Annotated in this window: 13 protein-coding genes; 7 read left to right on the plus strand and 6 right to left on the minus strand. The window is 56.6% G+C overall.

The window, feature by feature from the left end; translation table 11 throughout:
• Positions 1–124 precede the first annotated feature (124 nt).
• Together AC0V6V_RS14105 and trxB are read left to right on the plus strand one after the other, a co-directional pair.
• Positions 125–949 carry a tyrosine-protein phosphatase gene (locus AC0V6V_RS14105; RefSeq protein WP_486166386.1) on the plus strand — a complete coding sequence of 275 codons (825 nt, stop codon included), beginning with the start codon at positions 125–127 and terminating at the stop codon, positions 947–949.
• Positions 950–1,010: 61 nt separating this feature from the next.
• Positions 1,011–1,985 (plus strand): thioredoxin-disulfide reductase, encoded by a 975-nt coding sequence (gene trxB / locus AC0V6V_RS14110; RefSeq protein ID WP_486166112.1) that lies wholly within the window; start codon positions 1,011–1,013, stop codon positions 1,983–1,985.
• A gap of 83 nt (positions 1,986–2,068) precedes the next feature.
• On the opposite strand, the gene AC0V6V_RS14115 is transcribed toward trxB, so the two are convergent.
• The 3 genes from AC0V6V_RS14115 to AC0V6V_RS14125 form a co-directional block, all read right to left on the minus strand.
• Positions 2,069–2,506: an MAPEG family protein gene (locus tag AC0V6V_RS14115; RefSeq protein ID WP_486165947.1), complete on the minus strand. Its 438-nt coding sequence runs from the start codon at positions 2,504–2,506 to the stop codon at positions 2,069–2,071.
• Positions 2,503–2,955 (minus strand): MAPEG family protein, encoded by a 453-nt coding sequence (locus AC0V6V_RS14120; protein ID WP_486165948.1) that lies wholly within the window; start codon positions 2,953–2,955, stop codon positions 2,503–2,505. The genes AC0V6V_RS14115 and AC0V6V_RS14120 overlap by 4 nt, the downstream gene beginning before the upstream one ends.
• An 84-nt stretch (positions 2,956–3,039) precedes the next feature.
• Positions 3,040–4,014, minus strand: a complete 975-nt coding sequence (locus AC0V6V_RS14125) for a threonine ammonia-lyase (RefSeq protein ID WP_486165949.1) — start codon at positions 4,012–4,014, stop codon at positions 3,040–3,042.
• Positions 4,015–4,058: 44 nt separating this feature from the next.
• Between AC0V6V_RS14125 and AC0V6V_RS14130 the strand changes: the two genes are divergently transcribed.
• Positions 4,059–5,270, plus strand: coding sequence for a saccharopine dehydrogenase family protein (locus AC0V6V_RS14130; RefSeq protein ID WP_486165950.1), 1,212 nt, complete (start codon positions 4,059–4,061; stop codon positions 5,268–5,270).
• A gap of 22 nt (positions 5,271–5,292) precedes the next feature.
• Here AC0V6V_RS14130 and AC0V6V_RS14135 read toward each other — a convergent pair whose 3' ends face one another.
• Positions 5,293–6,069, minus strand: coding sequence for a hypothetical protein (locus AC0V6V_RS14135; protein WP_486165951.1), 777 nt, complete (start codon positions 6,067–6,069; stop codon positions 5,293–5,295).
• A gap of 77 nt (positions 6,070–6,146) precedes the next feature.
• Between AC0V6V_RS14135 and AC0V6V_RS14140 the strand changes: the two genes are divergently transcribed.
• Entirely contained in the window at positions 6,147–7,322 is a 1,176-nt protein-coding gene (locus tag AC0V6V_RS14140; protein ID WP_486165952.1) for a carboxynorspermidine decarboxylase, read from the plus strand.
• A 4-nt stretch (positions 7,323–7,326) separates the two neighbouring features.
• Here the strand turns inward: AC0V6V_RS14140 and AC0V6V_RS14145 are convergent, their stop codons facing one another.
• On the minus strand, positions 7,327–8,376 hold the full coding sequence (locus tag AC0V6V_RS14145) for a DUF3137 domain-containing protein (protein ID WP_486165953.1): 1,050 nt from the start codon (positions 8,374–8,376) through the stop codon (positions 7,327–7,329).
• 112 nt (positions 8,377–8,488) lie between these two features.
• Here AC0V6V_RS14145 and AC0V6V_RS14150 point away from each other — a divergent pair, with 112 nt between their 5' ends.
• The 3 genes from AC0V6V_RS14150 (at position 8,489) to AC0V6V_RS14160 (ending at position 11,284) form a co-directional block, all read left to right on the plus strand.
• Positions 8,489–9,061: a LemA family protein gene (locus AC0V6V_RS14150; RefSeq protein WP_486165954.1), complete on the plus strand. Its 573-nt coding sequence runs from the start codon at positions 8,489–8,491 to the stop codon at positions 9,059–9,061.
• A gap of 207 nt (positions 9,062–9,268) precedes the next feature.
• The gene (locus tag AC0V6V_RS14155; RefSeq protein WP_486165955.1) at positions 9,269–10,489 is read left to right on the plus strand and encodes a type III PLP-dependent enzyme; all 1,221 of its coding nucleotides are present in this window, start codon (positions 9,269–9,271) and stop codon (positions 10,487–10,489) included.
• A gap of 111 nt (positions 10,490–10,600) precedes the next feature.
• A complete protein-coding gene (locus AC0V6V_RS14160; protein ID WP_486166387.1) occupies positions 10,601–11,284 on the plus strand; it encodes a hypothetical protein in 684 nt (227 codons plus the stop codon).
• Positions 11,285–11,369: 85 nt separating this feature from the next.
• On the opposite strand, the gene AC0V6V_RS14165 is transcribed toward AC0V6V_RS14160, so the two are convergent.
• The gene (locus AC0V6V_RS14165; protein ID WP_486165957.1) at positions 11,370–12,062 is read right to left on the minus strand and encodes a nitroreductase; all 693 of its coding nucleotides are present in this window, start codon (positions 12,060–12,062) and stop codon (positions 11,370–11,372) included.
• Between the last annotated feature and the right edge of the window lie 68 nt (positions 12,063–12,130).

Here is a 12,130-nt window from a genome sequence, read left to right on the forward strand (position 1 = left end):
TCCGTCTCCGGCTTAGCCCTAAGCGGCTCAATTTACGCTTTCCGCTTGCCTACGCGGTAATGCCTAAATCGCCGCCCCACTTGGCTGATCCCTGCAATCCTCCACGCCACCAAACGGACGGACGTTGCCGTTCGACGGCGCGCCTGTCACTGTCCGCGGCATGATTCGAGAGCATGATCCAATCCCGTTCGAGCAGACTGACGGCATTCACAATTTTCGCGATTATGGCGGCTATGCCGTGGCGGGCGGTGGCAGAGTGCGCACAGGCCTGTTGTTCCGCTCTGGTCAGCATATGGAGGCGAGCGATGCTGACCTAGAGCTGATCCAGCGCCTCGATATTCGCACCATTGTCGATCTGCGCGGCAGCAGCGAGCGCAGCGGATTTCCTTGTCGTCGCCATGAGGAATTCTCGGCGCAGGTAATCGCTTATGATGGTGAGACCAGCAACTCGCCCCCGCACGAAGCGGCTGGCGCTGCCAAGATGACGGCAGAGAAAGCGCGCGAGCGGATGATCGCCGTTTACACCCGAATGCCGGTAAACCCCGCGATGATCGAGATGTTCACGCGCTATTTTGAGTCTTTGGCGAACCGCGATGGCGGCAATTTGGTCCATTGCTTTGCGGGTAAGGACCGCACTGGGATTGCCGCCAGCCTGCTGCTGCATTTGCTCGGCGTGCACCGCGATGATGTGGTGACAGAGTTTCTGCGCACCAATGATGCGCCCACCGTCCATATTCTCGAACGTCAGTCGCTCCCGCGCATGCTCGCGCATTATGGTGACATTCCAGCAGAGGCGCGGCGTAATCTGATGGGCGTGCTGCCCGAATATATCGACACCTGCTTTGCGGAAATTTCCCGCGATCATGGCTCGATCGATGCCTATCTTGCGCAAACTTTAGGTGTGGATGAGGCAAGGAAAGCTCGCCTTATAGAGCGGTTGGTGGCGTGACAAGCGGGCTTGCGATCCCCATATCTCACGCCAACGAAATTGAATTTTGAAAGATACGATTATGGCTACCCATCACACGAAGATGCTGATCATTGGCTCCGGCCCCGCGGGTTACAGCGCGGCCATTTATGGTGCGCGCGCCATGTTGGAGCCGATTGTGGTTCAGGGGCTTCAACCTGGCGGTCAGCTGACCATCACCACCGATGTGGAGAATTATCCCGGCTACCGTGAGGTGGTGCAGGGCCCATGGCTGATGGAAGAGATGAAAGCGCAAGCCGAGCATGTCGGAACGCGGATGATGTGGGACACCATCGTCTCGGTCGACCTTGAAGGCGGCGCGCCGTTCAAGGCCATTGGCGACAGCGGCGATGAATATATCGGTGAGACGCTGGTGATCTGCACTGGAGCGCAAGCCAAATGGCTCGGCGCACCCGGAGAGCAAGAACTGGGCGGTAAGGGCGTCTCAGCCTGCGCGACCTGCGATGGCTTCTTCTATCGCGGCAAGAAGGTCGCCGTTATTGGCGGCGGCAACACAGCCGTTGAAGAGGCGCTCTACCTCACCAACCATTCCGACGATGTGACACTGATCCACCGCCGTGATGAACTGCGCGCCGAGAAGATCCTACAAGACCGCCTGATGAAGTCGCCAAAGATTTCGGCGCTGTGGAACAAGACGGTGAAGAGCTTTGAAGCGGGCGAAGACGGGGCGCTGCATCATCTTGTGCTGGAAGACACGCAAACTGGCGAAACGTCGACACTCGAAGTGGACGGTGCATTTGTGGCGATTGGCCATGCGCCCGCGACTGAACTGTTTAAGGGCAAACTTGCGATGGATGAGAGCGGTTATCTCGACGTCGAACCGGGCACGCCTAAGACCGCCATTCCCGGCGTCTTTGCTGCAGGTGATGTGACCGACCACGTCTATCGTCAGGCTGTTACTGCCGCAGGAATGGGCTGTATGGCGGCGCTCGATGGAGAACGTTTCTTGGCCGCACGCGAAGATGCCGAAGAAACCGTCAGCGAAGCGGCTGAGTAAAAGTGCGAGCGCCGCTAGGCGCTAATGACAAACGAAAAGGGGCTCCAAAGCGGAGCCCCTTTTTTGTGGGTGAGTTAGGCGCTTTAGAACAAGAGGATCAGCGCCGCTTTGCCGATCAACGCTGTCAGCACGACGCTGGACAAAGCGAATAGAACGAAGCGCACCATCACCCTGTTCGCGGTCACTTGGATCAGCGAGTGCGCCACGCGTAGTCCGACGTAAATCCAGGCCAGCAACGCATTTGGGCCATCGCCCGCGCCAATAATCGCAAGAACCACTGTCACCGCGTAGAACAGGGTCGGTTGTTCATGCAGGTGATTGTAATTGTCTGCCTTCCAATTGACCTTTTCCGGCAATTGTTGGCGCAGACTGGCGCCGGTTGTGCCGACCAGCTTTGTCGGGTCTTCGATGTCAGGCGATTTGTTCATAGCCGGAATGCGGGTCGCATACATCCAGGCCCACATGATCATCGTCCAGATCATCAGCGCGACCGCAGGTTGAAGGATCATCGTATCAATCATGTTGGAAGAGCTCCGGGATTATAGAAAAGAGTAGCCATGACGGCCCGAATGGCGAGCACTATCAGGATAATCGTGCTGGCTAAAAACAGAGCAAAGCGAACTGGCAATTTGTTCACCAGAATTTGCCAAAGCGAATGCAGAATACGTAGCGCGACATAGCCCCATGCGAGCAAGACATCCACGGCGCCGGCGCCCATAATCGCAAGGATTACAACCGTCGCGTAAAACAATGTCGGTTGCTCATGCAGATGCGTGTGATTGTGTGCGGGCCAATTCGCCTTATCCGGGATCACCCCTTCGAGATCCTGCCCGCGTCCGCCGGCCTTGCCTGACAGTTTGGACTTGTCGACCTTCGCAAGCGAGCCAAAACGTGGCGGTATGATCCAAAGCAGGACGATGATTGTCCATACCACCAGCACCGCGGCGGGTGCGAGTATTTGCGCTTGCATGATTGTCTCCCTCTTGACCTCTAACTGCGAGAGCCAATTCAGATTGTCAAATGTGGCTGAAAGTGCGGCGTGATTGGGCGAGGTCTATCCGGCGATGGTCTTCGCAAAGTCCTCAGGATCGGCATTGCCGCCGGTCAGCACGATGACCGTACGCTCATCAAGCGGCACTTTGCCTGCCAGCGCAGCGGCAAGAGCGGCGGCTCCGCCGGGTTCCACGACAAGGCGCAGGTTCGCAAAGGCCCAGCGCTGAGCTCCGAGGACTTCATCATCTGTCACGGTTACACCTGGCTCTGCCCTTCCAGACAAGAGATCGAGGTTTATCTGCTTGGTCGCGGAGGGTTGCAGCGCGTCGCAAACCGTCTTGGGTGCGTCTGCGGCGGCCGTGACCAACTCTCCAGAGGCAATCGCTTGTCCGACCATGTCCCAACCGACCGGCTCAACCGCGTAAATCTTAGCTGATGGGCAGGCGAGGCCGAGGCCTGCCGCAAGCCCCCCGCCGCCGCAGCAGGCCAGGATAGCGCTTGGCTCTGCGCCCAATTGCTCAGTGATTTCGATGCCGGCGCTGCCTTGCCCTTCTATCACCCAAGGGTCGCCAAAGGCATGGACCAATGTGCCGCCGCGTTCTGCAATCAGTTTGGCTGCGACTTCATCGCGATCTTCGCCGGGGCGCTCATACAGCACAATATCCGCGCCGAGTGCGCGCGTGTTGTCGAGCTTCACCTGCGGTGCGTCGCGCGGCATCACGATTGTTGCATTGATGCCCAGTTTGTGCGCCGCCCAGGCAACGCCTTGCGCATGGTTGCCGCTGGACACGGCCACGACCCCGCCAGCGCGCTCTTCGCTCGTCATTGCCGAAAGCCGGTGCCATCCGCCGCGGATCTTAAAAGCTCCGACAGGCTGCAAATTCTCCGCCTTCACCCAACACCGCGTCTCATTAATCTTGACTTGCAAAAGCGGTGTTGGCGGCAAAATTTCAGCAATCTTGCGGGCTGCCTCGAGAACCCCGTCTCGGGTTGGATTTTTTGTAAGTTCTTGGATCATTTGTCGGCCATAGCGCATTGCATTAGAGCGCGCACAAGATTCGAATTTGAAAGGCCGTAATTATGTCGACAGTTTTGGTAATCGGAGCAGGCGGGGTCAGCTCGGTGTGCGTTCACAAGATGGCCCAGCTGGGCGATATCTTCACTGACATTCATCTGGCCAGCCGGACAAAGTCGAAGTGCGACGCGATTGCCGCCAGTGTCAAGCAGCGCGAAGGCGCGGACATCAGCACCTACGAGATTGATGCGGAAGAAGTGCCTGCGATGGTCAATCTGATCCGTCAGATTAAGCCGAGCCTCGTCGTCAATCTCGCGCTGCCTTATCAAGATCTGCCGATCATGGATGCCTGTCTAGAAACCGGCGTGCATTATCTCGACACTGCCAATTACGAACCAAAGGACGAGGCCAAGTTCGAATATCACTGGCAATGGGCCTATCACGACCGGTTCAAAGAGGCTGGCATCATGGCGCTGCTCGGCTCGGGCTTCGATCCTGGGGTGACCAGCGTTTTTACGATGTGGCTGCGTAAGCACAAGCTGAAGACCATCCGTCAGCTCGACATTTTGGATTGCAATGGCGGCGATCATGGTCAGGCCTTTGCGACCAATTTCAACCCAGAGATCAATATCCGCGAAGTGACCGCGCCTGCGCGGCATTGGGAAAATGGCGGCTGGGTCGAAACCCCTGCAATGCATGTAAAGACCGAGTTTGATTTTGAAGCGGTCGGCCCGCGCAACGCTTATCTGATGTATCACGAGGAGCTGGAAAGCCTCTCCAAATTTGTCCCCGAACTGGAACGTGCACGGTTCTGGATGACCTTTGGTGATGAGTATATCAAGCACCTGACCGTTCTGCGGAATGTTGGCATGACCGGGATTGAGCCTATCAAATATCAGGGCAAAGAAATCATCCCGCTGCAATTCCTCGCCGCCGTTTTGCCAAAGCCCGAGACTTTGGGTGAGAGCACCACAGGCAACACCAATATCGGCGTGATCGCGACCGGCGAAGCCTTGGATGGTTCGGGCGAGAAGACCTTCTACATCAATAACATCTGCAGCCACGAGGCCGCCTACGAAGAGACCGGCAACCAGGGCGTGAGCTACACCACAGGCGTGCCGGCAATGATAGGCAGCGCGATGATGCTTGGTCGGACTTGGTCAGGCGAGGGCGTGTTCAACATGGAGCAGATGGACCCCGATCCCTTTATGGAAATGCTCAACGCGCACGGCCTTCCTTGGAACGTGAAAGAGCTTGATGGGCCAGTTGATTTTTGATCTGACCGCGGCGTGCTTGCGTTCAATAACCAGGCACAATCTCACAAGATGGATCGCCCGCGCACACGATTGTTTTGCGAGCATTCCCCATTGCCGTGAGGTTGGCTGTTTGGAGCTGAATGTAGGTCTGCAAGGCCCACCTTGCCCATATGTCTCCGACGCCAGAAAGTCTGCGAGCTTGATTTTTTGCAGGGGCTGAACCCTGCGCGCGGCTGTCGGCGACTTCCTTCGCGGGATCGAGGTTGAGCCACAGGCTCGCTGGCACAACCCAGCCGCCCATGCTCGCGTATTTATCGCGCGGGGCGACAAAGGTATGCACACCGGTCGAACGGGCATCTTTTTTGCTCAACCTGCCATAAAGTGCCATCGCTGCAATCCGGTAAGGTGCGCCATTGCGCGTCCCATCGGCGATGTAGCTTATTCCCTGGCCACCTTTATCGAGCAGTTTTGCTCCGGGCATGGGGTGGCTTGCGAGGATTTTGACATTTGTGATCCCCCCCGATTTTGCAGAAGCAATAAGCGCTGCTTTTAGATCATTACCTGGATGGTCATAAAACCAGGCGGCGCTCCCTTTGTGCTGTGTGGTGCCGGGGCGGTGGAGATACTTCACCCCTTTTGGCAGGCCGCTTGTGACTTTCTTCCAGCCCACAAAGGTCTCAACGCCTAACCCACTTTTGCTCGTGATCGGTTGAGGAGCTTGAGCCAGTGCGACAGGGGGCAGTGTCCCTGAAAGAAAAAGTGCAGCGGTAATTGTGAGTATGCGACGCAATGGTAAGCCCTCCCTTGTGTTCGCAAACATGCCGTCTATCTCCTGCCAGTCTAGCTTCGGGTAGCCACTCGTGCAAAACCTGCGACAAAAGGAGTTGATACTCAGCAATGCAAACGCAAGCCGGTGATCCGGGCGCCTTCGCCCAATTCGATTTGAACCGCGTCGAAAGCCCTGCGTTCGTGGTGGATGCGGCAAAGCTGCGCGCGAACTGCCAGGTGCTGGCAGAAATTCGCGATGAGGCGGATATCAAAGTGCTGGCAGCGCTAAAGGCGTTCTCGATGCATGCCGTTGCGCCATTGCTTGGGGAATATCTGGATGGAGCGACATGCAGCGGCCTGTGGGAAGCGCGGCTGGCGAGCGAATATTACGATGGCGAGATCGCGACATATTCGCCCGCCTACAAGCCCGATGAGCTTGAGGAAATCTGCCGCCTGTCCGATCATGTGATCTTCAATTCACCGACGCAAATGGCCCGCGCGGCTGTTATTCTGGAGCATGCACGGCACACAGGAGGCGATGTTGATGTGGGCTTGCGCATCAATCCGATGGTGCAAGCCGGGGAAGTCGCCAAATATGACCCCAGCGCGCCCGGCTCGCGACTTGGCTTTCCCATCGACCAGCTTACCGAAGGGCACATGCAGGGCGTCGATGGCATTCACTTTCACAATCTATGCGAGCAGACATTTGAGCCATTGCAGCGCACTTGGGACCGCGTCTTCGATGCGATTGAGCCATTTTTCGGGCAGCTCAAATGGATCAATATGGGCGGTGGGCATCACATCACGCGGGCAGATTACGAGCGTGATGCGCTAATCCAATTGCTCAAAGACGCCCGCGAAGACACAGGCGCAGAGATTTATCTCGAGCCGGGCGAAGCGATTGCGCTTGATGCAGGGATATTGGTCGGCACTTTGCTCGATACAGGCTTTAACGAGGTGCCGATTGGGATCACCGATGTGTCGGCCACCTGCCATATGCCCGATGTGTTAGAGGCGCCGTATCGCCCAGCGATGCTGGGCGAACTTCAGGATGATAGCGTGCCCATTCGTCTTGGCGGGCCGTCTTGCCTCGCTGGGGATGTGATTGGTGACTATCGCTTGCCGGTAAAGGCCGATCCTGGCGCCCGCTTCGCATTTCTCGATCAGGCACATTATTCCATGGTGAAGACAAACACCTTCAACGGTGTGCAACTGCCCAGCATTTGGCTGTGGGACAGCGAGACAGACAATTTGGAATGCGTGAAACGGTTTGAGTATGAGGACTTCAAGGACCGTTTGAGCTGACGGCTTACAGGCCCTTACGACCAAACCCGCCGCCAAGTGCGGAGCTGCCAGCGCTCAAATTGCGCGCATCGTCGACGACAACGCCGTCAGGGCTGCGGCCAGCGTTCTCATGGCCACGCTCGCTCTTGTTAATAGCCATGGCCAGCTGCGCGAGGGAGGCGAATTGTTTGGCGGTTTCTTCCGCGCGTTCGCGGTCACCCGATGCGTCGATGCTGCCGCTTTCAAACAGGTTTCCGCTTTCAACCGCGATGATCATTTCGCCCTTGCGGAAGACCGCGCGAACAGCGTCGCCGGAGAATGCCCGTTCAATTCCGATCAGGTGCTCAACATAAGTGGGATCGACTAGTGTTCTGGCCTCCACCTGATCATCGCTCCACACTTCAAACACGTCTTCGAAGGCGGGGTGGACCTGATCGACATAATCTAGCCGGTGTCCGTCAAAGCTGGCATGATCAGCGCGGCCGCCCAGGCCAAACCACTTCTTATGCTTGCCTGCTCGCTGTAGCAGCGTGGTCGAATGGAAGCGGCGTCCAAATTGCATCTGGATGATTGCGCCGCGGAACACTGTCACCCAGCGTTGATCTTTTCCAGAGCCTTTGCTCTTCTCCAAGTGCGCCTCATAAAGGCGGAAGTCATGGCCTTCGATCCCACCAAACCATTGGTCCTCAAAGGCATCGCGATCATAGTGTGGTACCAGGCCATATTGCTTGGCAGCATCGAATTCATCACCCGGTTCGACATCGTGATCGTAGTGGACGCCCAATTCGCCCGCGATGGCGGAATTGATGCCGATTTTGATCTCTTTTTTCGCTTGTTGGATTGGGGCGTACGCCCAGCTGCCAGCTGCTATCCCTGCCAACACGCTGATCATGAGCTTGATCGAGAAGCTCCAGGCTGGACCAAACCATAAGAACGCCAGCAAAGGCAGCAAAATAAAGGCGGATGTCACGCCACGGCTTGAGGCTTTCACCTTCGCCTCGGTGCGCATGCCTTGCTGTGCGTCGAGCCAGCTACCCAGCTCTCCGCCCATCAGCTTGTTAACATCGGCACGCATCGCTACGCTTTACTCCCTTAACCATTTTCCGCGTCAGGCCCCTCGGCATCGTCGCTAACCCTTAACTATTTGACGTTAATATAGGAATATACAGTTAAGAAAGAGGTGTGAGATGGGCGAGATTTTTGGATGGTTTTGGACATCGGCAATTGTGGTTATCGCGGTTGGCGCGGTTTTGCTCGTTATTGGGATCTACAACCGGCTGGTCGCTTTGCGTCAGAACGTGCGCCAAGGGGTGGCCGATATTGACGCCCAATTGCGTCAACGCCACGATCTGATCCCTAACCTGGTCAGCACCGTTCAGGGCTATGCCAGCCACGAGAAAGAGACGCTCGACAGCGTGATCAGCGCCCGCAACGCCGCCGCTTCTGGTGAGCCAACATCTGGCAGCGAGCAACAGCTCAAACTCTCGCTCGATCGCTTGCTTGCACTGGGTGAGGCCTATCCAGACCTCAAGGCGAACACTAACTTTCAAGAGCTTCAGCGCGAGCTGGCTGAGACGGAAGACAAGCTTGCCGCCGCTCGCCGTGCGCTCAATGCGGCTGCGGCTCAGTTCAACGCTGCGCGTGAGAGCTTCCCAGCCGTTCTCTTCGCTGGAATGCTTGGTTTCAAAGAGGCGGATTTCCACCGTCTCGATGATAGCGAGAAGGGCACTGTCGATCAGGCCCCGCAGGTTGCGTTTTAGACTGCAGCCCCAATGTCGGGTCCAAGCCGCCCGTCCAAATTGCACATTTTGAGTTGCGGAGGCGCCATTTAGGCTTATATGCGCGCTTCCGCTGCCGACCCCTCTTAGGAGGGTGGGGCCTCTTGATCGCAAGACCGTAAGGCAGCCTTGTTCAGAACCTGGGTTAGGCCATTGGCTTGATCTGCATCCTTCTGGGGGTCCCTTCAGTTGCATAATTATCCTGACGAGATTTTTTCCGATGCAGCGGCGGTAGTCAGCGCGGTAACGCCTGACGAACCGATCATTCTGAACCGCCCGCATGCGGCTTTACGCGCAGCTCGATTCTTCACAGAGAAGTTTCCGGGCAAGACGCTCTATGCCGTAAAGGCCAATCCCGCGCCGTCGCTCTTGCGTGTGTTGTGGGAGGCGAATGTGACGCATTACGACGTTGCGTCGATTGCTGAGGTGCGTCTGGTCCGTGCAGAGCTGCCCGAGGCGGAGCTGTGCTTTATGCACCCGATTAAGACCCGGCGCGCGATTTCAGAGGCTTATCACACGCACAAAGTGCGCACGTTCAGCCTCGACACCGCCGAAGAGCTGCACAAGATCGTCGAGGCCTGCCGCAACCCAGAAACGGGCGCTGCGGCGGATGACTTGCGTCTGTGTGTGCGTATGCGCGTCTCCAGCGAGTATTCTGAGCTGAGCCTGGCGAGCAAGTTTGGCTGCGATCTGCTCGAGGCTCCGGCCTTGCTTCAGGAAGCGCGCCAGCATTGCGACTGGCTGGGTGTGTGTTTCCACGTTGGCAGTCAGGCGATGACACCGTTTGCCTTTGTCCAGGCGATTGATCGCACGCGTGCCGCCATCGCCGAAGCCAGCGTGGTCATCGATATGATTGATGTCGGCGGGGGCTTTCCCAGTATCTATCCCGGCATGGAGCCGCCTCCTTTGGAGGATTACTTCGCGCTGATTTCTCAGCATTTCGAAGCGCTGCCGATTGCCTATAATGCGGAGCTGTGGTGCGAGCCGGGCAGGGCGCTGGCAGCGGAATATTCCTCGCTCGTCGTCCAAGTCGATAAGCGCCGGGGCGAAGAGCTGTTCATCAATGATGGCGCATATGGCGCGCTGTACGATGCGGCGCATGTCGATTGGCGTTTCCCTGTGAAGGCGCTGGCCGACAATCTGCGCGATCCAGAGGTTGATTTCGCCTTTTACGGGCCGACCTGTGATGATGCGGATTATATGCAGGGACCATTCCCGCTGCCCGGTGACATTCAGGCCGGAGACTATATCGAGATCGGTATGATCGGGGCGTATGGCGCCGCGATGAAAACCGGCTTTAACGGCTTTGGCAATGCGGAAGAATTTACCGTTGCCGACGAACCAATGCTGAGCCTATTCCGCGGCGACAGACAGCGGCCCGAAAGCGACAATGTGGTGAGCTTGCGGTAAATAGCGGAACCAGCGGGTTTCGTTCCAACCAGCTCGCCGATTTAAATCTGCGATTGTTGTGAGAAGTTGTAGCGACTTGACCGAGTCCACACGAGCCGTGAAAACAAGACTATGCCAACAAACCCCACACCTTGGAAAAAAAGTCGGACATTAGGGGACATTTATGGCGGCAGAACAAAAAGAAGGTTCTCCGACAATATTTTTCGGCGCTTCCATTCCATTTCCCGACCTTCTCCCAATGACGAGCTTCCAATCCTAATTGAGGACAATCCCTCTAGAGATTTCTTCTTTCCCCTGAGCGGTGAGGAGGTGATTGCAGCGATCAAGGCACTTCCAAAGCGAGATTATGCGGGGATTACCCACGTATGGCTTAGGAGGTTGAAAAAGAAGGACTACCTCGATGGTTCGCAGCCGTACGCCACGTTTTCCTGTGGCAACGGGGTTCGACTAATTACCCTTTATCCGTTCCCCGTCAGCCTGACATATTCCTTTGGTCGGAAACGGCCACCAAACACTACGTTCAATGACGCCAAGCGTTTTGGAGGAATGATCAATCAGGTCGGCAAACATTGGCAATCCAAATGGAGCCACAACTCGCTCCGCAAATTCTACACCCACGTCCTCTATCATGAAGTTGGACACCATGTTGATTGGTACCGTCGCCTCTGGAGCCAAGCCAACTCGAAAGAGCTTGAGGAAGCCGCAGAACAATACGCGTTTGCAAAAACTGCGACTGCACAGCACTTGATCAATCGCTTAGATAACATCCGAGAGAAACTAAAGGGGTGCGACTGAGCTACCTGCCGAGTTAGTCTAACGCCTTCAATTGAGTTGTTAGCGCTCAGTCGAGTTTTGGTGCAGTGTTCTGAAAAGCACTAAGTCAATCAAACCCCACAAACCGGGCCGCCTCTGAAACCTCGCGCCGCGTGATCTTCACTGGGTTCGCTGGAAACTCCTCGTCAGGCCAGCCCAGCGCCACCGCTTTCATGATCACCTGATCGTCTGGAACGCTGGCATGTTCGCGCACGACGGGTGATTGCATGATCCCTTGGCTGTTGATCACACAGCCAAGACCGCGGCTCCATGCTGCATTGACCAGTGCGGTGGTCACTGCGCCGCAATCGAATACTGTATCGTCAGCGTCGGACAGTTCTTTATCGTAAGTCACGATCACACAAACGGGCGCATCGAATTGGCGGAAGCCGCGCAGCACCCAGTCTTGCCGTTTTTCCTTGTCCTCGCGGCCAATCCCCATTGCTTCGAACAGCTGGATCGCGCAGCCAACCTGCCTGTCGCGGTGGATGCCTTCGAATGCGTGGCCTTTGCGAAATTCGCGGCTGTCAGGCTCTCCGGCGAGAATGCGCTCCGTGTTGCCTTTGCGGATGCGATCCAGCGGCTCGCCAGTGATTACGTGGAAATGATAGGGCTGGGTGTTCATTGATGAGGGTGAGCGCATTGCCATTGCCAGCACCTCTTCAATCAGTTCCTGCGGGACCGGCTTATCAAGATAGCCTCGGATTGACCGACGGCCTAGCACGACTTCGTCATACTTCTGATTGGGATTGCCGCTCACGTACTTTTCTCCTGATGGTTCAGGCGAGTGCTAGCGCATTGCTGAAGTACAGCAAAGGACGTTACGGC

The sequence above is a fragment of the Erythrobacter sp. S249 genome (assembly GCF_057364975.1).